Source organism: Kitasatospora kazusensis, assembly GCF_039529945.1.
Classification (GTDB): Bacteria; Actinomycetota; Actinomycetes; order Streptomycetales; family Streptomycetaceae; genus Kitasatospora; species Kitasatospora kazusensis.
On sequence record NZ_BAAANT010000028.1, the window covers coordinates 41,248 to 61,175 of the forward strand.

Annotated in this window: 17 protein-coding genes and 2 tRNA genes; 8 read left to right on the forward strand and 11 right to left on the reverse strand. The window is 73.3% G+C overall.

Annotated features, from left to right (window positions below; translation table 11 throughout):
* Window positions 1-38: 38 nt before the first annotated feature.
* From ABD330_RS21950 to purS, 4 genes are all read right to left on the reverse strand, one after another.
* Window positions 39-875, reverse strand: coding sequence for a sterol carrier family protein (locus tag ABD330_RS21950; protein WP_344467635.1), 837 nt, complete (start codon window positions 873-875; stop codon window positions 39-41).
* Between the two features lie 126 nt (window positions 876-1,001).
* Window positions 1,002-3,257, reverse strand: coding sequence for a phosphoribosylformylglycinamidine synthase subunit PurL (gene purL, locus ABD330_RS21955; RefSeq protein WP_344467636.1), 2,256 nt, complete (start codon window positions 3,255-3,257; stop codon window positions 1,002-1,004).
* Window positions 3,257-3,934, reverse strand: coding sequence for a phosphoribosylformylglycinamidine synthase subunit PurQ (gene purQ, locus ABD330_RS21960; RefSeq protein ID WP_344467637.1), 678 nt, complete (start codon window positions 3,932-3,934; stop codon window positions 3,257-3,259). Before purQ ends, purL begins: the two co-directional genes overlap by 1 nt.
* Window positions 3,931-4,185 (reverse strand): phosphoribosylformylglycinamidine synthase subunit PurS, encoded by a 255-nt coding sequence (purS, locus tag ABD330_RS21965; protein WP_253802672.1) that lies wholly within the window; start codon window positions 4,183-4,185, stop codon window positions 3,931-3,933. The genes purQ and purS overlap by 4 nt, the downstream gene beginning before the upstream one ends.
* A gap of 481 nt (window positions 4,186-4,666) precedes the next feature.
* Here purS and ABD330_RS21970 point away from each other — a divergent pair, with 481 nt between their 5' ends.
* From ABD330_RS21970 to ABD330_RS22000, 7 genes are all read left to right on the forward strand, one after another.
* Window positions 4,667-4,984 (forward strand): histone-like nucleoid-structuring protein Lsr2, encoded by a 318-nt coding sequence (locus ABD330_RS21970; protein ID WP_104817179.1) that lies wholly within the window; start codon window positions 4,667-4,669, stop codon window positions 4,982-4,984.
* A 150-nt stretch (window positions 4,985-5,134) separates the two neighbouring features.
* Window positions 5,135-5,207 (forward strand) — tRNA-Gly (locus tag ABD330_RS21975).
* A 50-nt stretch (window positions 5,208-5,257) separates the two neighbouring features.
* A tRNA-Gly gene (locus ABD330_RS21980) sits at window positions 5,258-5,333 on the forward strand.
* Window positions 5,334-5,559: 226 nt separating this feature from the next.
* Window positions 5,560-6,561, forward strand: a complete 1,002-nt coding sequence (locus ABD330_RS21985; RefSeq protein WP_344467638.1) for an ABC transporter ATP-binding protein — start codon at window positions 5,560-5,562, stop codon at window positions 6,559-6,561.
* Window positions 6,558-7,400 (forward strand): ABC transporter permease, encoded by an 843-nt coding sequence (locus ABD330_RS21990; RefSeq protein ID WP_344467639.1) that lies wholly within the window; start codon window positions 6,558-6,560, stop codon window positions 7,398-7,400. The genes ABD330_RS21985 and ABD330_RS21990 overlap by 4 nt, the downstream gene beginning before the upstream one ends.
* 328 nt (window positions 7,401-7,728) lie before the next feature.
* A complete protein-coding gene (locus ABD330_RS21995; RefSeq protein ID WP_344467640.1) occupies window positions 7,729-8,937 on the forward strand; it encodes a sensor histidine kinase in 1,209 nt (402 codons plus the stop codon).
* Window positions 8,934-9,548 (forward strand): response regulator, encoded by a 615-nt coding sequence (locus ABD330_RS22000; protein WP_344467641.1) that lies wholly within the window; start codon window positions 8,934-8,936, stop codon window positions 9,546-9,548. The genes ABD330_RS21995 and ABD330_RS22000 overlap by 4 nt, the downstream gene beginning before the upstream one ends.
* A gap of 164 nt (window positions 9,549-9,712) precedes the next feature.
* On the opposite strand, the gene ABD330_RS22005 is transcribed toward ABD330_RS22000, so the two are convergent.
* The 4 genes from ABD330_RS22005 to purD all read right to left on the reverse strand — a co-directional run bounded on the left by ABD330_RS22005 (window position 9,713) and on the right by purD (window position 15,729).
* Entirely contained in the window at window positions 9,713-10,612 is a 900-nt protein-coding gene (locus tag ABD330_RS22005) for a phosphoribosylaminoimidazolesuccinocarboxamide synthase (RefSeq protein WP_344467642.1), read from the reverse strand.
* A gap of 165 nt (window positions 10,613-10,777) precedes the next feature.
* Entirely contained in the window at window positions 10,778-12,316 is a 1,539-nt protein-coding gene (locus ABD330_RS22010; RefSeq protein ID WP_344467643.1) for a N,N-dimethylformamidase beta subunit family domain-containing protein, read from the reverse strand.
* A 150-nt stretch (window positions 12,317-12,466) separates the two neighbouring features.
* The gene (locus ABD330_RS22015) at window positions 12,467-13,987 is read right to left on the reverse strand and encodes a hypothetical protein (protein ID WP_344467644.1); all 1,521 of its coding nucleotides are present in this window, start codon (window positions 13,985-13,987) and stop codon (window positions 12,467-12,469) included.
* 494 nt (window positions 13,988-14,481) lie between these two features.
* Window positions 14,482-15,729 (reverse strand): phosphoribosylamine--glycine ligase, encoded by a 1,248-nt coding sequence (purD, locus tag ABD330_RS22020; protein ID WP_344467645.1) that lies wholly within the window; start codon window positions 15,727-15,729, stop codon window positions 14,482-14,484.
* Window positions 15,730-16,196: 467 nt separating this feature from the next.
* Between purD and ABD330_RS22025 the strand changes: the two genes are divergently transcribed.
* Window positions 16,197-16,982: an SLATT domain-containing protein gene (locus ABD330_RS22025; protein ID WP_344467646.1), complete on the forward strand. Its 786-nt coding sequence runs from the start codon at window positions 16,197-16,199 to the stop codon at window positions 16,980-16,982.
* Window positions 16,983-17,135: 153 nt separating this feature from the next.
* On the opposite strand, the gene ABD330_RS22030 is transcribed toward ABD330_RS22025, so the two are convergent.
* The 3 genes from ABD330_RS22030 to ABD330_RS22040 all read right to left on the reverse strand — a co-directional run bounded on the left by ABD330_RS22030 (window position 17,136) and on the right by ABD330_RS22040 (window position 19,908).
* On the reverse strand, window positions 17,136-17,783 hold the full coding sequence (locus ABD330_RS22030; protein ID WP_344467647.1) for a hypothetical protein: 648 nt from the start codon (window positions 17,781-17,783) through the stop codon (window positions 17,136-17,138).
* A 43-nt stretch (window positions 17,784-17,826) separates the two neighbouring features.
* Entirely contained in the window at window positions 17,827-18,828 is a 1,002-nt protein-coding gene (locus ABD330_RS22035) for a GntR family transcriptional regulator (protein WP_344467648.1), read from the reverse strand.
* 279 nt (window positions 18,829-19,107) lie between these two features.
* Window positions 19,108-19,908: a carbon-nitrogen family hydrolase gene (locus ABD330_RS22040; protein WP_344467649.1), complete on the reverse strand. Its 801-nt coding sequence runs from the start codon at window positions 19,906-19,908 to the stop codon at window positions 19,108-19,110.
* Window positions 19,909-19,928: the final 20 nt, after the last annotated feature.

Sequence of the window (19,928 nt, forward strand, 5' to 3'; positions counted from 1 at the left end):
AGCCGGGCCCGGGCTGCCAGGGCCCGCCCGGGGTCCTGTCAGGCCAGCACCGGCAGGTAGGCCGAGAGGTCGCTGCGCTCCCCGCTAGCGGAGACCACCGCCTCGTCGAGCGCGGCCGCCCAGGCCGTCCGCCCGGTGGCGAGCCGAATCCAGCCGAGCGGGTCGGTCTCGACCACGTTGGGCGGGGTGCCCCGGGTGTGCCGAGGGCCGGGGACGGCCTGCACCACCGCGAACGGCGGGATCCGCAACTCGACCGCCCCGCCGGGCACCTGGTCGGCGAAGGCATCGGCCAGCAGCCGGGTGACGGCGGCCAGCGCCTGCCGGTCGTGCGGGAAGTCGGCGAGCGCGAGCGCGTCCGCCAGGTCGTCCGCGTGCACCACGGTCTCCACCAGCCGGGTGAGCAGGAAGTCGGTGAGCAGCATCGAGCCCAGCCGGATCTCGAACCGCCGCCCGGGGTCGGCGACTTCGGGACCGGCCAGCGCCGCGAGCAGCGCGTCCGCCTCGGCGTCGAACGCGGCGGACACCTCGGCCGGTGCGCCCTCGAAGGCGGCGGCCGCGTGCTCCCGGGTCGCGTCGGCGAGCAGCGGCGCGAGCTCGGAGACCCCGGTGGCCCACTGCGACAGGCTCAACGCGGTCCGTCCGGCCAGGGGTTCGGCGAGATGGCGGGGCAGCCAGCCGATCTGCAGGGCCAGGTGGGCGACCAGCTCCCGGACGCTCCAGCCGCCGAGCCTGGTCGGCCGGGCGAGCAGTGCTTCGGCGTCCGGGCCGGCGCAGAGGCGGTGGACGGCGGCCCGCAGCGCCTCGGTCTGCGCGGCGAGCGCGGCCCGGGACCTGGCCGGGTCGTAGGTGCGGGGGCGGCGGGTGGCAGGTGGCATGGGGGGAGGGTATGCCCTGTCCGGCCGGACGGGCGTCGGGCAGGCCGACCGCCGAGGTCCGACGGCAGGGCACAGCGCGAAGGGCGGCCCGCGCAGGTGCGCGGACCGCCCCTCGGACTGCGGTGATCAGGCGAGCAGAGCCTCGATGACGCCGGTGTGGGCGTCCTTCAGCTCGGCCAGCGAGACGGTGAACTGGCCCTGGACCTCCAGGACGTCGCCGTCCACCACGCCGATCCGGGTGGCCGGCAGGCCACGCGCGCCGCACATGTCGTTGAACCGGAGCTCCTCGCTGCGCGGGATCGACACGATGGCGCGCCCGGCGGACTCGGAGAACAGGTAGACGAACGGGTCGAGACCCTCCGGCACGATCAGGCGGGCGCCGTTGCCGCCCTTGAGGCAGCTCTCCACCAGGGCCTGGGCCAGGCCGCCGTCGGAGAGGTCGTGCGCGGCGTCGATCATGCCGTCGCGCGAGGCGGCGATCAGGATCTCGCCGAGCAGCCGCTCGCGCTCCAGGTCGACCTTGGGCGGCAGGCCACCGAGGTGGTCGTGCGCGACCTGGGTCCAGGCCGAGCCGCCCAGCTCGTCGGCGGTGTCGCCGAGCAGGTAGACCAGCTGACCCTCCTCGGCGAAGCCGATCGGGGTGCGGCGGGTCACGTCGTCGATGACGCCGAGCACCGCGACCACGGGGGTCGGGTGGATGGCGACGTCGCCGGTCTGGTTGTAGAGCGAGACGTTGCCGCCGGTCACCGGGGTGCCCAGGATCTGGCAGGCGTCGGCCAGACCACGGGTGGCCTCGGCGAACTGCCACATCACGTCCGGGTCCTCGGGGGAGCCGAAGTTGAGGCAGTCCGAGATGGCGAGCGGCTTGGCGCCACCGGCGGCGACGTTGCGGTACGCCTCCGCCAGGGCCAGCTGGGCACCGGTGTACGGGTCCAGCTTGGCGTAGCGGCCGTTGCCGTCGGTGGCGACCGAGACGCCGAGGTTGGTCTCCTCGTCGATCCGGATCATGCCGGAGTCCTCGGGGTACGCCAGCACGGTGTTGCCGATGACGTAGCGGTCGTACTGGTCCGTGATCCACGCCTTGGAGGCCTGGTTCGGGGAGGAGACCAGCTGCAGCAGCGACGCCTTCAGCTCCTCACCGGTGGAGGGGCGCTTCAGGCGGTCCGCCGTGGGGGCGTCGGCCTGCAGCGCGTCCTGCCAGCTCGGGCGGGCGTACGGACGGTTGTACTGCGGGCCGTCGTGGGCGACGGAACGCGGCGGCACGTCGACGACCTGCTCGCCGTGCCAGAAGATCTCCAGCCGCTCGCCGTCGGTCACCTCACCGATGACGGTGGCGATGACGTCCCACTTCTCGCAGATCTCCAGGAAGCGGGCGACCTTGCCGGGCTCGACGATCGCGCACATGCGCTCCTGCGACTCGCTCATCAGGATCTCCTCGGGGGAGAGCGAGGAGTCGCGCAGCGGCACGGTGTCCAGCTCGACCCGCATGCCACCCGAGCCGGCCGAGGCCAACTCGCTGGTGGCGCAGGAGAGTCCGGCGCCGCCGAGGTCCTGGATGCCGAGCACCAGCTTCTCGGCGAAGATCTCCAGGGTGCACTCGATGAGGAGCTTCTCCTGGAAGGGGTCGCCGACCTGGACGGCCGGGCGCTTGGCCGGGCCGGTGGCGTCGAAGGTCTCCGAGGCGAGCACGGAGACACCGCCGATGCCGTCGCCGCCGGTGCGGGCTCCGTACAGGATGACCTTGTTGCCGGCGCCGGAGGCCTGCGCGAGGTGGATGTCCTCGTGCTTCATCACGCCCACGCAGAGCGCGTTGACCAGCGGGTTGCCCTGGTAGCAGGAGTCGAAGACGACCTCGCCGCCGATGTTCGGCAGGCCCAGGCAGTTGCCGTAGCCGCCGATGCCCGCGACGATCCCGGGCAGCACGCGCCGGGTGTCGGGGTGGTCGGCCGCACCGAAGCGCAGCGGGTCCATCACGGCGACCGGGCGGGCGCCCATCGCCAGGATGTCGCGGACGATGCCGCCGATGCCGGTGGCCGCGCCCTGGTAGGGCTCGATGTACGACGGGTGGTTGTGCGACTCGACCTTGAAGGTCACCGCGTAACCCTGGCCGACGTCCACGACGCCCGCGTTCTCGCCGATGCCGACGAGCATGGCGTCGCTGGCCGGGGCCTTCTCGCCGAACTGCTTGAGGTGCACCTTGGAGCTCTTGTACGAGCAGTGCTCCGACCACATGACCGAGTACATCGCGAGCTCGGCGCCCGTGGGGCGGCGGCCGAGGATCTCGCGGATCTTCGCGTACTCGTCTTCCTTGAGGCCGAGTTCGGCCCAGGGCTGCGCGGAGTCCGGGGTCTGCTCGGCGTTCTTGACGGTGTCGAGAGTCATCAGGCGTTCACCAGCTGCTTCAGTACGGAGGTGAAGAAGCCCAGGCCCTCGGTGGTCGGACCGGTGAGCGGCTCCACAGCGTGCTCGGGGTGCGGCATCAGGCCGACGACATTGCCGGCGGCGTTGGTGATGCCCGCGATGTCGCGGTACGAACCGTTCGGGTTCACATCGAGGTAGCGCGCCACCACCCGTCCCTCGGCTTCGAGTTCGTCGAGGACGTGCGCGTCCGCGACGAACCGGCCCTCGCCGTTCTTCAGCGGGACGACGATTTCCTGGCCGGCCGAGTAATCGGTCGTCCAGAGGGTCTCGGCGTTCTCGATCCGCAGCTTCTGGTCGCGGCAGACGAAGTGCAGCGAGTCGTTGCGGGTGAGCGCGCCGGGCAGCAGGTGGGATTCGCAGAGCACCTGGAAGCCGTTGCAGATACCCAGGACGGGCATTCCCAGCTTGGCCTGCTCGATGACGGTGTCCATCACCGGCGAGAAGCGGGAGATGGCACCGCAGCGCAGATAGTCACCGTACGAGAATCCACCCGGCAGGACGACGGCGTCGACCTGGTGGAGATCCTTGTCACGGTGCCAGAGCGCGACGGGCTCGGCACCCGCCAGCCGGACCGCGCGCTGCGCGTCCCGGTCGTCGAGTGAGCCGGGGAAAGTGACGACGCCGACGCGGGTGGTCACTTGCCGTCCTCCTCGACTCGGACGGTGAAGTCCTCGATCACGGTGTTGGCGAGGAAGGTCTCGGCGGCTTCGCGGATGCGGGCGAGGGCGGCGTCGTCGACCGGCCCCTCCAGCTCCAGCTCGAAGCGCTTTCCCTGACGGACATCGGCGATCCCGGCGAACCCGAGACGCGGCAGCGCGCGCTGCACCGCCTGTCCCTGGGGGTCGAGGATCTCCGGCTTGAGCATGACGTCGACTACGACGCGTGCCACTGGCACTCCCGATGGTGTGGTGCGTGAAGGCGGGGGACCTTCAGAGTACCGGGGCTTTCGGGCGAGTTTGCGAGCCGGGCGAAGCGACGCGCGTAGACCATTACCCCTTACGTACCAAGGGTTCCACCCATCTCCGACATCCCGCCCATGCCCGGTTGCACCCGTCCTAATCCTGGATCCGGACCGGTAGCGAGAACACCCGAATACCGGCACACCGGACAGATCGACCACCGGTATCCGATCCCCAAATCAGCTGCCCGCCCCCTGGGTGGTGAAGTATCGTGAATATCCGGAAAAAGAAAGCATGAGGCCCTTCGATTTCAACCCGCTTTTGGTGCAGAATAGGGCCGACCGGCAGCGGAGGAGTGCTGCGTATCGGCATGGCCCAACGCCTGCCCGGATGCGCTTTCGCCGCCGGTGCACAGGGCCGGCGAGCGCACCCCGCACCCGAAGGCCGAATTGCCCGAGAGGATTGACACCCATGGCTCAGCGTGTAGTTGTCACGCTCTCCGACGACCTGGACGGCGGCACCGCCGCGGAAACCGTCCACTTCGGCGTCGACGGGAAGTCGTACGAGATCGACCTGTCCCTGGACAACGCGGAAAAGCTGCGGGAGGCCCTCGCCCCGTTCGTCGCGGCCGGACGCCGCCAGAGCCGTAGCGGAAAGTCCTTCCGCCGCACCGCTCTCACCCCGGACCCGGCAGCCGTCCGCGCCTGGGCCCAGTCCCACGGCATGGAGCTGCCCGCCCGCGGCCGCATCCCCAAGCACGTCTACGAGGCGTTCGCGGACGCCAACTGACCTGGTCGGACGGCCTGTCGCCCCACCCGGACCGCACCGGCGGAAAGGGTGGGGCGACCACTCCGATCCATGGGGTAGAGTATTTCTCGTCGCCACAACGGGAACCGCAAGGGGAACGGAGAGGCGGCCGGTGCGGCAGTCAGGCACCGTGCGGACGTGGCTCAGTTGGTAGAGCATCACCTTGCCAAGGTGAGGGTCGCGAGTTCGAATCTCGTCGTCCGCTCGTAGTACAGTGCCTCACGGCACTCGTGGTACAACATAACCGAAGATCATGCGGACGTGGCTCAGTTGGTAGAGCATCACCTTGCCAAGGTGAGGGTCGCGAGTTCGAATCTCGTCGTCCGCTCCAGTCACGAAGGGCTCCCTCTCACGAGGGGGCCCTTCGTCGTTCTGTTCCCCGGGTCCACTCCCGTGGTTCCGCTCCCCGGGTCCGCTCCGTTCGCCGACGAGTTCCGCGACGGTTTCCGCGACGGGTTCCCCGATGACATTTGTCATCGCCCACCCGTGCCCGCGTACCGGGGATCGATGACCGCCCGCACTGCCGCCGTCGGCCGGCCGGCGGAAGGCTTGCCTCCATGGACGCCAACGACACCAGCCACCGCGAGCCGCCCGCCATCGAGGCGGTCGGCCTGCACCGCCGCTACGGACCGGCCGGCGCCGCCGGGTTCGACGCCGTCCGCGGCCTGGACCTCACCGTCCGCCGGGGCGAGCTCCTCGCCCTGCTCGGCACCAACGGAGCCGGCAAGACCTCCACCCTGGAGCTGATCGAGGGCCTGGCCGCCCCGACGGCGGGCCGGGTCCGGGTGCTCGGGCTCGATCCGCACCGCGAGCGGGCGGCGCTCCGCCCCCGGATCGGGATCATGCTCCAGGAGGGCGGCTTCCCCGGCGACCTCACCGTCGCCGAGACCGGCCGCACCTGGACCGGGCTCACCACGGGGGCCCGCCCGGTGGACGAGGCGCTCGACCTGGTCGGCCTGCTCGACCGCCGCAAAGTCCGGGTGAAGCAGCTCTCCGGCGGCGAACGGCGCCGCCTGGACCTCGCGATGGCCCTGCTCGGCCGCCCCGAGGTGCTCTTCCTGGACGAACCCAGCACCGGCCTCGACCCCGAGGCCCGCGCCGCCGTCTGGCGGCTGGTCCGCGAACTCCGCGCCCAGGGCACCACCGTGCTGCTCACCACGCACTACCTGGAGGAGGCCGAGGAGCTCGCCGACCGGCTGGCGATCATGCACCGGGGCCGGGTGGCCGCCGCCGGCACCGTCGCCGAGGTGATCGCCGGACGGCCCGCCCGGATCTCCTTCGAGCTCCCCGAGCGACACGGCCGGTACGAGACGCTCGCGCTGCCGCCGCTGCCCGGGGCCGAGGTCACCGCGGACGGGCGCCGGATCACCGTGCAGACCCACCAGTTGCAGTCCACCCTCACCGGGCTGCTCGGCTGGGCGGCCCACCAGGAGGTCGCGCTCGGCGGGTTGGACGCCCGCAGCGCCTCGCTCGAAGAAGCCTTCCTCGCGATCGCCGCGTCCGCGGACACCGCCACGGTGCACCCCGCCGCCCCTGCCCTGATCGGAACCGCCCGATGACCACCGTCACCAGCACCACGAGGCCTGCCACCACGGGCTCTGCCACCGGCACCACCGCCGGCCGCCTGCTCGCCCTCGGCCGCGCCGAGACCACCCTGCTGCTCCGCAACCGGACCGCGCTGTTCACCGCCCTCGCCCTGCCGGTGTTCCTGGTCGGCGGGATCCGGAGCCTGCTCAAGCAGCAGACTCCGCACGCCACCACCACCGACCTGAACTCGACCCTGACCATCGGGGTACTCGGGCTGGTGCTGCTGTTCGTCGTGTACTACAACCTCACCGCGGCGTACGTCGCGCGGCGCGGCGAGCTGGTGCTCAAGCGGCTGCGCACCGGGGAGGCCCGGGATCTGGAGATCCTCGGCGGCACGGCGGTGCCGTCGGTGGCGCTCGCGCTGCTCCAGTGCGCCGTGCTGGGCGGGGCGGGAGCCGCGCTGCTGGACCTGCCCGTCCCGGTGAACCCGCTGCTGATGCTGGCCGGGCTCGCCCTCTGCCTCGTCCTGCTGATCGCGCTGGCCGCACTGTCCAGCGCCTTCACCCGGACCGTCGAGAGCGCCGGCATCACCACCCTGCCGGTGCTGCTGATCAGCCAGTTCGGGTCCGGACTGCTGTTCCCGCTGAGCGGGATGCCGCACGGGCTCGCCGAGGTCTGCCGGGTACTGCCCGCCACCCCGGCGTTCCAACTGCTGCGGATCGGCTGGTTCGGCACCGACGGCACCTCCCCCGCGACCGGTTTCGCCGGCAGCTGGGCCGAGGCCGCCCCGCAGCTCGGCCTCGCGACGCTCTGGGCGGGCGCGGCGGTCTGGGCGGCGCGGCGCTGGTTCCGCTGGGAACCCCGGCGCTGACCGGCACCCCGGGGAGCCGGGGAGCCGGGGAGCCGGGGAGCCGGCCGCTCGGTGGAATCCCGCGGGGAAGGCAGCTGGGGGAAGGCAGCTGATAAGAAGAGCAGCGTAAGACCGACCGGCACATGGTGGGTGGAGGAAGGAGCGGCGTCCGGGCCGAGTCTGGGCGGTGCCGACGAAGGAGCCATGGCGGAGCCCTGGCGACTGAGGAGAAGCCGTCCAGGCGACAGCCCGGGCGTCGCGACGCCGCCCACCATGTGCCGGTCGGTCTAAGAAGCAGGTGGGAGGGGACGCGATGGAACGGCCGAGGCCGGTACGACGCTGGCGGAGCATGGGGAAACCGCAGCGGACCGAGCTCTACCTGCGCTGGTCGCTCTACTTCGCCGCGCTGCTCCAGCCCTTCGTGTCGCTGGCCACGCTCGGCTCCGCCGCCGGCCGTGGGCTGCCGCCGGCGGCGGCGCGGCTGGGGATGGGGCTGGTGCTGCTCGGCACGGTGTCCGCGATCGTGTTCTTCCGGATCGCGCTCGCCCACTACCTGGGCCGCCGGGACCGTCCCACCGCTTGGCTGGCCGGCACCGGCGTCGTGGCGCTCCTCTCGTACTGGGCGATCCTGCTGACCGGGCCGGACGCGGGCCCCGACCGGGTCCCGCTGACGGCGACCCTGGGCCTCTCTGTGGTCGTGTTCTGGTTCGGGCCGGTGGTGATCGCGCTGCCGGTCCGCCGGTCCGTTGCCGCGGCCGCCGCCCTGCTGCTGCTCACCGTCCCGGGCTCGCTGGCCGCCGGGCTGAGCCTCTCCACCACGTCCGGCCTGCTGTGCGTCAGCGCGCTCACGATGGCGGTGTTCGGCGCCACCTGCCGGTGCTCGGCCTGGCTGATCGGGGTGGTGTGGGAACTGGACACCGCCCGGGAGACGCAGTCCCGGCTGGCGGTCGCCGAGGAGCGGCTGCGGTTCTCGCGCGACCTGCACGACGTGCTCGGACGCAACCTCACCACCATCGCGCTGAAGAGCGAACTCGCCGTCCAACTGGCCCGCCGGGGCCGCCCGGAGGCCGCCGACCAGATGACCGAGGTGCAACGGATCGCCCAGGAGTCGCAGCGCGAGGTCCGGGACGTGGTCCGGGGCTACCGCACCGCCGACCTCCAGGCGGAGGTGTCCGGCGCCCGCTCGGTGCTGCGGGCCGCCGACGTCGGCTGCGAGATCGACCTGGGCCCCGACGGCGGCGCGCTGCCGCCCGCCGTCCAGTCGGTGCTGGGCTGGGTGGTGCGCGAGGCGACCACCAACGTGCTGCGGCACAGCGAGGCCCGGCGCTGCTCGGTGCGGCTCCGGCTCTCGGCGGAGCGGGCGGTCCTGGAGGTCACCAACGACGGCGTCCCGGCCGACCGGCCGACCGCCCGGTCCGGCACCGGCCTGGCCGGACTGCGCGAACGGCTCGCCGCGCACGGCGGCGAGCTGACCCTCCCCCCGGCGGAGCCGGGCAGCTTCCGGCTGACCGCCGCCGTCCCGCTGACCGCCCACGCCCCGGAGGCGTCCCCCCGATGACCGAGCCCGTCCGTGTCCTGCTCGCCGACGACGAACACCTGATCCGCGGGGCGCTGGCCGCACTGCTCTCACTGGAGGAGGACCTCGTCGTGGTCGCCCAGGCGGCCACCGGCCCGGAGGCGGTCGCGATGGCCCGGGCCCACCGGCCCGACATCGCGGTACTGGACCTGCAGATGCCCGGGCTGGACGGCATCGAGGTGGCGGCCGAACTGCGCCGGCTGCTGCCCGACTGCCGCACGATGATCGTGACCGGCCACGGCCGCCCGGGGTACCTCAAGCGGGCCCTGCAGGTCGGCGTCCGTGGCTTCCTGCCGAAGACGGTCTCGGCCGCCGACCTGGCCGGCATCATCCGCACCGTCCGGACCGGCGGCCGCTACATCGACCCGGAGCTCGCCGCCGACGCGATCAGCTCCGGCGACAGCCCGCTGACGCCCCGTGAGACGGACGTCCTGGAGCTGGCCGCGGACGGCACCTCGATCGCCGAGATCGCCGACCGCGCCGCGCTCTCCCCCGGCACCGTCCGCAACTACCTCTCCTCGGCGGCGGGCAAGCTCGGCGCGGAGAACCGCCACGCGGCCGTCCGCAAGGCCCGCGAGGCGGGCTGGATCTGAGGGAGTCACCGTTCAGGGACGCGGGTTCACCGTTCAGAACGGGTTACCCCCAGGGGCGCGGGGAACTGTGCGACCAGGGCACGACGTCCGTGCACGGTTGATCGCGCAGTCCCCCGCGCCCCTGATGTGGTTGCCCTGAGCTGTACAGTCCCGCGCCCTGTTGTTCAGACCCAGGGGGTGCCGGTCAGGCGCTCGTACGCCTCGACGTACTTGGCGCGGACCCGCTCGACGATCTCGGCGGGCAGGGCCGGCGGCGGCAGTTCGCCCTTCGGGTCCCAGCCGGACTCCGGGGAGGTCAGCCAGTCGCGGATGAACTGCTTGTCGAAGGAGGGCTGGGCGTGGCCCGGCTCCCACTGGTCGGCGGGCCAGAAGCGCGAGGAGTCGGGGGTGAGCACCTCGTCGCCGATCACCAGCTCGCCGTCGGCCAGACCGAACTCGAACTTGGTGTCGGCCAGGATGATGCCGCGCTCGCGGGCGATGTCCCGGGCCCGGGAGTACACCTGGAGCGTCGTCTGCCGCAGGGTGGCCGCCAGTTCGGCGCCGATCCGGCGGGCGGTCTCCTCGTACGAGACGTTCTCGTCGTGCTCACCGACCGCGGCCTTGAGCGCGGGGGTGTAGATCGGGGCGGGCAGCTCGGAGCCGTCCTCCAGGCCCTCGGGGAGGGCGATGCCGCAGACCGTGCGGTCCTGGCGGTACTCCACCAGGCCGGAGCCGGTCAGGTAGCCGCGGGCCACGCACTCGACCGGGGCCATCTCCAGGCTGCGGCAGACCAGCGTGCGGCCCTTCCAGTCGGCGGGGGCACCGGCCGGTACCTCGGTGGAGATCACGTGGTTCGGCACGAGGTCGGCGATCCGGTCGAACCACCACAGCGAGAGCTGGGTGAGGATCCGGCCCTTGTCGGGGATCTCGTTGGGCAGCACCCAGTCGAAGGCGGAGGTCCGGTCGCTGGCGACCATCACCAGCTCACCCGACTCGTTGCGGTAGAGGTCGCGCACCTTGCCGGTGTGCAGGTGGACCAGGCCGGGCACCTGGACCGGCTCGGGCTTGGTGACAAATCCGCTCAAGGTCGTCTCAGTCCTCAGGGGTGGTTCGCGGGTGGGGAAGCCGCGAAGGGGAGGTCACTGGCCCCGAGTCTTTCACGAGCCCTCCGCCGGTTCTCCTACGGGCGCTCTCCTCCGCCCGCCCACGGGCGCTCGGACCCGGCGCCGACGGCGGCCCCTCGGGCGCTCTCACCCGTCCTTGCAGAGGTGGTCGAGCAGGTTGGCGGTGGCCCGCTGGATCCGCTCGTCGGTGTGGCCGGGCCGGTCCAGCGCGGGGGACCAGGCGAAGGTGCCGGAGGCGAAGACGTACGCGCCGCTGGGTGCCCGGTAGAGCGAGGTCTCCTGGTGGCGGGAGCGGCCGTCGGCGTCGCGGTAGGGCGAGTGGGCGAGCAGGATCCGCTCGGTGTGCGGGGAGAGCGCCACCTTCGGGAAGTAGTGGTCGGCCTCGCCCGCGACCAGGCCGGGCAGGCCGTCGCCGTCCCGCAGTCCGGTGCCCTCCCAGAGCCAGTGGCCGGTGTTCCGGGCCACGAGCGGGACGGGCGTGGGCACGCTGCCGCCGTACTGGACGCCGAGCAGCAGCTGCTCGGGCTCGCCCGCGTCGCGCCAGAGCGCGCTGTGGCTGCCGGGCAGCCCGGCGGCCGGGTGGCCGGCCGGTACCCGCTGGCGCTTGCGGCAGTTGAGCATCCGGTTCGGCTCGCCGGACGGGCCCGGCGTCAGCTCGACCCGCCAGTACATGGTGTTGGCGGACAGGAAGACCAGCGAGGTGCCGCCGTCCCTGGCCCGCTCGACCGTCCGCCGCATCGGCTCGGACCAGTACTCGTCGTGGCCGGGGAAGATCAGCGCCTTGTGCCGGGCCGGTTCCACCAGCCCCGCGTGCAGGTCGGAGGCGGTGGCGTAGGCGAGGTCGTAGCCGTAGCGCTCGGCCCAGCGGATGAAGTCGTACGCGTGCCCGACGTGCAGCGGCAGCCCCGCCCCTGCGTGCGGACGGTCGAAGGAGACCGTGACGGCGGCCTCCGGCTCGCCGATCAACCGCCCCTGGCCGTCCCAGGCGTGGTACAGGCTGGCGCCGTTGCGCCCGTCCTCGGGGAAGAGGTTGTACGCCTGCCAGGTGATGTCGGGCAGCACCAGCAGCAGCTCCGCCGGATGCGTCCGCTCGTCGAAGTCCCTGACCGTGAACGGGATGTGGCTGCGGTGCAGGTTGTCCGAGGTGGTGAGCACGGCGACGTACGCACCGGGCCCCCAGTGCTGCGGGACGTGCAGCCGCCAGGACTGCCACCAGTGGTGGCAGGAGACCGTCCGGCCGACCACCAGCGGCGCGGCCTGGGCGAGGCCGGCGATCCGCGGACTGGCCGTCATGTGCCGGGCGCCGGCGCCGCCGTAGTGGCCGATCCGGTAGACGTCCACGGTGAACTCGCGCGGCGGGTTCACCGTGACCCGGAAGTCCACCGCGCCACCCGGGTGGACCACCCCGGCCGAGGCGAACCCCTTGATCTGCTGGTCCACGTCGTCGGAGTTGCCCGGGGTCCCGGCCGGCGGCTTGCGGCGCGGCGCGGACAGCGGCTGCTGGCCAGGTGCGTCCAGGCTGACGTACCAGGGCACCGCGCCCTCGGTGCCGGCCACGTAGTGGTCCGGGCTCCGCAGCCAGGGCAGCGGGCCCTGGCCGAAGGGGTCGGACACGCCGTGTGCCAGCGTGCCGGACTCCCAGCGGCGGTTGAGTTCCGTCCCCACGGGCCCCTCCAACAGTTCACGCCCGTCGGCGGCATGTGCCACACGGATGTGCGTGCGCTCCAGCACACCACATACCGCTGGCTCTGCGTCACCCCACGGTAGCAACAAGTATTGTTGAAAATTGTTCGGTCGTGTTCCGATGCAGCCCGGTCACAGCCGGACGGGCCGCTCCAGCCGGACCCCGGCCGCCTCCAGCCAGGCCCGCAGCGGCGCGTCCTTGCCCTGCTCGACCGCCTGCGCCACCGCGGCCGCCAGATCCGCCCGCCGCACCCCGTCGACGAGCAGCACCGGGCCGTCCAGCCAGTCCAGGCCCGGCGTGGCGGCCCCGGCGTCGAGCACCGCGCAGCAGACCGTCGCCGAGACGTGCTCGACCAGCAGGTCGTGCCCGCTGCGCGCGGGTTGCAGCGGGGGCGCGGGCCGCGAGGTGCGCGCCAGGTGCGAGGTGAGCGCGGCCGCCAACGGCTCTCCGTCGCCCTCCGCGAGCCGGGCCAGCAGCCGGTTCAGCGTCGGCACGGCCGGGCCGGAGCCGGCCAGCGCGGTCTGCAGGGCGGCGGCCTGGACCCGCCAGCCCCGGTCCGCGACCTGCTCCGGGTAGTCGTCCCAGTCCAGCTCCCGCCAGCCGTCGGCCGCGCCCGGCGTCCGGCCGGTGGGCGGGTCGCCGAAGAACAGCTCGGCCGCGAGCAGCGAGACCGCCGCGTCCGTCTCCCCCGGCTCCTCCAGCAGGTCGCAGGCCGGGCGGTCGCCGAGCCGGCTCGCGTAGCCGTCGGCCAGCCGGTCGCGGCGGGAGAGCTCGGTGAGGGCCGCCACCACACCCGCGTTCAGGTGCGCCGGGTGCCGGCCGAGCCGCCAGGCGGGCAGCGCGACCCTGGTCAGCAGCCGGTCCCACCCGGCGTAGGCGAGGCCGACCTGCTCCTGGGCGGCGATCCGCAGGCCGTAGTCGACCGCCTTCGCCTTGTCGGAGGCCCGGCCGGCCACCGCCCGCTCCAGCTCCGCGGAGTGCTCCCGGCAGGCCGCGAGCAGCGCGCGGGTGGCCCGGCCGACCAGCACGGCCGGGCCCCGGCGGGGCTCGCCGAGCGCGGCGTCCAGGCTGCGGACGAAGCGGCGGGCGGCGGCGATCTCCGGGTCGGCGGCGGCCGCCGTCCCGGCCACCACCGGGGCCAGCAGCGCCCGCAGCTCGCCCGCGCGCATCCACCAGAGGAACGGCGAGCCGATCACCAGCACGGGCGCGGACGGCTCCGCCTGGCGGCGGGCGAACACGCCCAGGCGCGGATGGGCGTCCTCCAGCCAGCTGTCGCAGTCCGGGGTGAGCGCGATGCCCGACGGGGCGGGCACCTCCAGGCGCTCCGCCAGCTCGTTGATCAGCCGGTACAGCTCGGGCGCGGCCGCCGGCTCCACCGGGACGGCCGGAGTACGGGGCGGCACGGCGCGGGCGTGCGCCCGCGCCACCAGGTAGGCCGCCAGCAGCGTCAGCGCCGCGACGGCACAGACCGCCCAGCGCGCGGCGTCCCACCCCGCGCTGTCGGCTGAGCCGGGCGCACCGAGCCGGCCGGTGACCCGCCCGGCCAGCAGCACCACCGCGACGGCGGCGGGCAGGGCGGCGGCGGCCAGGGCGAGCCCTCGGACCCGCAGCACGGCCTGGGCACGTGCGCGGGCTGCGTCGACAGCTGCCATACGGCGCGGCACCCCCTTCGGAGCGCTCGAAGGGGTCGGTGGACCGTCCGAGTCGACTCGAAATGATCAGTTTCCGACCGGGAAACGGCGGCAGCCGACCCCGGTTGTGCTTCCTGCGTGGCGCTTCTGACAGTTTTGACGCCCGCGTACGGGTGGTCGTTCCAGATCACCTCGGATTCCACCCGTCCTGGTGACGGCGTGCGAATTCCGGACCGTCACCTGTCAAGCATCCCCCCGGCAACGCCGGGCCACCCGGCGGCGATCACCGCGGCACAACCACCGCCACAGCGATCCAGCGCACCATAAGGCCACCGGCCGGACCACGTCAGCCGGATGCCTTCTCCATCACCCGAAGGGCTGGAATCCTGCCGCCGTCCGGTGTGGCGGCTGGCCCCCGGACAGCGAAGAGGGCGCTACGTCCGGTGGGATGACCGGACGCAACGCCCTCGTACAGCTCTGCCCCCGGGAGTACGGGGCCCGAAAAAGGGGAGCCGCTACTCGGCGGCCTTCAGGGCGATGTCGGTGCGGTGCTGCGCGCCCTTGAGGCTGATCTTCGAGACGCCCTGGTAGGCCCGGGTGCGGGCCTCGGCGAGGTCCGCACCGGTCGCGGTGACGGAGAGGACGCGGCCGCCCGCACTGAGCACCTCGCCGGCCTCGCCGGCCCGGGTGCCCGCGTGCAGCACGAACACCGTGCCGTCGGCCGCCTCGGCGTCGGCCAGGCCCTCGACCGGGTCGCCGGTGCGCGGCGCGGCCGGGTAGCCCTCGGAGGCGATCACCACGGTGACGGCGGCGCCGTCGTCCCAGCGCAGGGGCTCCAGCGTGTTCAGCGTGCCGTTGGCGGCGGCGAGCAGGACACCGGCGAGCGGGGTCCGCAGCCGGGCCAGCACGACCTGGGTCTCCGGGTCGCCGAAGCGGGCGTTGAACTCGATCACCCGGGTGCCGCGCGAGGTGAGCGCCAGCCCGGCGTAGAGCAGGCCGGAGAACGGGGTGCCCCGGTGGCGGAGCTCGTCCACGGTCGGCTGCAGGACGGTCTCCAGCACCTCGGCGACCAGGCCCTCGGGTGCCCACGGCAGCGGCGAGTAGGCGCCCATGCCGCCGGTGTTCGGGCCCTCGTCGCCGTCCAGCGCGCGCTTGAAGTCCTGCGCGGGCTGGAGCGGGACCACGGTGACGCCGTCGGTGATCGCGAAGAGCGAGACCTCCGGGCCGTCCAGGTACTCCTCGATCACGGTGCGCTCGCAGGAGGCGGCGTGTGCCAGCGCCTCGGCGCGGTCGGAGGTGACCACCACGCCCTTGCCGGCCGCCAGGCCGTCGTCCTTCACCACGTACGGGGCACCGAAGGCGTCCAGCGCCTCGGCGGCCTCGGCCGGGGTGGTGCAGACGTAGCTGCGGGCGGTCGGGACGTTGGCCCCGGCCATCACGTCCTTGGCGAACGCCTTGGAGCCCTCCAGCTGCGCCGCCTCGCCGGACGGGCCGAACACGGGGATGCCGGCCGCGCGCACGGCGTCGGAGACGCCCGCGACGAGCGGGGCCTCCGGGCCGACCACGACCAGGTCTGCGGCCAGCTGCCGGGCGAGCGCGGTCACCGCCGCACCGTCCAGCTGGTCGACGGGGTGCACCGTCGCCACCTGCGCGATCCCGGCGTTACCCGGGGCGCAGTGCAACTCGGTGACGTCGGAATCTTGGGAAAGAGAGCGGCACAGGGCATGTTCGCGGGCGCCGCCGCCGATGACGAGGACCTTCACGCTTGGAAGGGTAGTCGGTGGCCCGCGGGGGCCGCGCTCCGGTCCCGTCCGAACCTCCGAAGCCCGGGCCGCCGACCAGGCCGAAGACTGGAGGAACCTCCAGTTCCGGGGTTCCCGGACCCCGCCCGTCACGACCGGGCGACAGCGGGGGCTCGCTCGGACGGGTGAAATCCCAGCACCCTCCGAAACTCTCCCACCTCGGCGTGAACGGGTGAATTCCGGTAACGATCGCTGCTGAAGCGCCCCCATGATCAGCCATTTGGCGGTAAGAAGTGCTGTTGGAGAACAACCGGCAGCGGTCGGCGCACGACACCCTGGACGACCGTCCTTCCCGTGTCGCACCTTCTCGTGTCGCACAGCGCGCCGGCTCGAACAGCATGTCAGTTCAGCGTGTCCGTTCAACGTGCCGTCAGGCCCGGCACCCAGCCAGGGCCTCGGCAGTCCGCCCGCCACAGGGAGCCCCACAGGTGAGCCAGCCGGAAATGCAGCCCGAGGAGAGTCCCTGGGGCAAGGAAGTCGGCGAGGAGGACCAACCCGCCGCAGCCTCCCCCGGGCGGGCACCGACCCGTCGCCGCACGGACCTGAGTGCCCGGCAGTTCCCGCTCGGGGACTGGGGCGAGCCCGCCGAACGTCTGGAGGAGCTCTACCGCTGGTCCGAGGAGCGGGCCGTCGAGGCGATCGACTGGTACCGCCGGGACCGGCTCTGGAAGCGCCGCTGGGCGCGGCTGCTGCGCTTCGGGGCGGCCGCCTTCGCCAGCGTCGGGGTGACGGCTCCGCTGGTGGCCCTCACCGGCTCCGCCGACCGGGCGGCCGAGTGGGGGTACGTCGCGCTGGCCGTCTCGGCGGCCTGCTTCGGCGCGGACCGGGCCTTCGGGCTGACCTCCGGCTGGATGCGGGACGTCAGCACCGCCCAGGCCCTGCAGCGGCGGCTGGAGGCGTTCCAGTTCGACTGGGCCTCGGAGTGCGTGCGCGAGGTGCTCGGCCCGACCGAGGGCACAGCCGGCGAGGCGGCCGAGCGCTGCCTGGGTGTGCTGCGGCGGTTCTGCGAGGACGTGTCGGAGCTGGTCCGCAGCGAGACCTCGGACTGGATGCTGGAGTTCCGCGCCACCATGACCAAGCTGCCCACCCAGGCGCCGGGCAGTTGGGGCGGCCGCAACGAGACCGGCGCGGGCGCCCAGGTCCGGATGCTGCCCCCGCTGGGCAACCGTCCCACCATGCCGCGCCAGCGGCCGCCGGAGGGGCCCCTGCGGTAGGGGCTCGGCCCGGGCAACGGGGAACTGCGCGGCCGGGGTGCGGCACCGTACGTACCTGCGGTTTCACGCGGTTCCCCGCACGGTTCCCGAGCCGCTGCGGGTGCCGCTCCCGGGCTGCCGGCCGGCGCCCCGGCCGGCGGGCCCGCCGGGGTCTCAGGCGAAGACGACCATCGAGCCCTGGGAGACGCTGCGGGTGGCCGCCGCGTACAGGCCCGCCCAGGCGTGCCGCTCGCGGGCGTACGGGTGGAAATCGTCCAGCGGCGGGCCGAAGGGCTGCTCCAGGCCGGTGGGGCCGAGCGGGCGGGTGGGCTGCGGCGGGCTGAGCGGGTCTATCCCCAAGACCGGTGCCACCGCGATCAGTTCGCGCAGCAGTCCGTAGGAGGAGCCGAGCGGCCCGCCGGACTCCAACAGGCTGTCGACCACCAGCGGGATCTGGAAGTCGATCGGCACGTACGCGCCCGCGTGGTCGAAGTGCCAGACCAGGTGCGACTGTTCGGCCGTGCTCTCGAACATCTCCAGCAGCTGCTCGTAGTCACTGCCGAGCGCGTCCACCGGGCTGATCTGGAAGCCGGTGACGCCCAGCAGGTAGGCGCGGCGCAGGAAGTGCAGCGAGTCGTAGTCGAACGCGGCTATCGGCTCGACGTCGCCGCTGAAGCCCGGCACGTACTCGTAGACCGGCACCTGGGGCAGCCCGTGCTCGGCCAACGCGTTGTTGTAGCGCAGCAGATCGTCCCGGAACGGGTTCTCGGGGCTCTGGGTCAGCACGTCCACGAGCGGGACGAGCCAGAGGTCGCAGGCCATGGGCCGGCTCGTCCTCTCCGGTCGACGGCAACGACCGCCCACCCTACCGGCCCAGCGCGCCGCCGCCCCCCGGCAGCAGCGGCAGGCCGAAACGGCCGGGCGCGACGAAGCGCGGCCGCGGGACGGCGCCCAGACCCACCGGCGACGCCCCCGGCGGCTCGGTGGCCTCGCGGGCCTCGCGGACCTCGCACGCCTCACGGCTCTCGTGGGTCTCGCACGCCTCGCGGGCCTCGGTCGGGGCGGTGACCGGTCCGGTGGCGGGTCCGGTGGCGGGTCCGGTGGCGGGTCCGGTGGCGACCGGCGCGGTCAGCAGCGGGAGGACGGCGACCGTGTCCAGCGAGTTCCCGGTGAGCCGGGCCAGCAGCTCCACCGTGAAGAGGTTGTACTCGTTGACCATCCGGTGGGCCCCCGGGACGTCCCGCGCCTCGATCCGCTCGACCAGCTCGGTGTGGCGGGCCCAGCAGAGCCCGTCCAGCGTCTCGGCCGACCGCAGGTAGGGCGCCACGAACATCCAGGACTGCACCCGCAGCCAGTCCAGGTAGTCGGCCGTCCGCCGGTTGCCCAGCAGCTGGCCGGCCTCCTGCCAGAACCTCCGGTCGCAGCCGACCAGCACGTCGAGCTGCCCCGACCGGGCGGCCCGGTCGGCCGCCTCGGCCCGGCGGCGCAGCGAGGACAGCCGGTTCCAGTCGTAGCCGCTGCCCAGCGCGCCGAGCAGCCGGAAGGCGCTGTCGGTGAGCATCGCCCGGCTCTCGAAGATCTCCAGGAAGTCGCGCCAGGTGAACTCGGGAACGGTGAATCCCCGGTGGTGCTCCGCCCGGAGCAGCCCCTGCGCGGCCAGGTCGACCAGCGCCTCGCGCGCCGGGGTCGCCGAGACCCCGTACAGTTCGGCGATCTCCTTGACCGTGAAGTTCCGGCCCGCGGCGAGCCGCCCGGCCATCATCTCCTCGCGCAGGGCGCCCGCAATCTGCTCGCGGAGGCTGTTGCGCTGGATCGGGGAGGGGCTGTCACCGACGCCGATCGCGCCTGTACCGACTCTGCCGGACATCTGGGCGACGGGCTCCTCTCCGGGCTCGGGGCCGGGCTCGCGCTCATCCGTTCAGAACGCGACGACGGCTCATCTTCTCAAAAATGAGAGCCGAATGCGCAGGGCTCCGCCGCCGGGTCCGCCGTGCACGGGTCCCGGGCGGGAGGATCGGCGCGGGGAACAGGCAGGAGAACGGCGCGGGAACGGGCCGGGGAGCGGCGCGGGGCCTCAGGCGCGGCGCCGTCACCCCGGCTCTCGCGCGGGCCCCGCGCCGCTCGGCCGGCCCCGGTCCAGGCGCGTCTAGGCGCGCTGGACGGGCGCCGGGATGCCCAGCAGGCGGTCACGGTGGACCGGGAACTCGACCCGGGCCTTCGCCACCTCGGCCGGGTCGAAGTCCACCGTGAGGACCTCCTCGCCGCTGCCCGCCTCGGCGAGCACCCGGCCCCACGGGTCGACCACGATGCTGTGGCCCGCCTGCTCGACGCCGCCGTGGGTGCCGGCGGTGTTGCAGGCCAGCACGAACGCCTGCTCCTCGACCGCACGGGCCCGGGCCAGCAGCGTCCAGTGCTCCCGGCGGCGCTCCGGCCAGGCGGCCGGAACGACCAGCAGCTCGGCGCCGGCGTCCAGCAGGGCGCGGAACAGCTCCGGGAAGCGCAGGTCGTAGCAGGTCGCCAGACCGAGCGTGCCCAGCTCGGTGGTGGCCGCGACGATCTCCTGCCCGGCCCCCATCACCACGGCCTCGCCGCTGTCGAAGCCGAAGCGGTGGATCTTGCGGTAGGTGTGCGCCAGCTCACCGTCGGGCGCGAAGAGCAACGAGGTGTTGTAGATCGGCCCGTCCGGATCGCGTTCGACGATCGACCCGGCGTGCAGCCAGACCCCGGCGGCCTTCGCGGCCGCCGACATCGCCTCCGCAGTGGGCCCGTCGAGGGGTTCGGCGCCGTCCGACCAGGCGTCGTACGCGAACCCTCCCAGCGGCCACAGCTCGGGGAGGATTACCAGGTCAGAGGTGTCCTGAGCCCGTACCAGGGCGGCTGCCCTGGCCCGCCGTTCGGCAGGAGGCTCGTGGTCGGAGACCGCTAGTTGGATCAATGAGGCGCGCACACTACCACCGTCCATAAGAC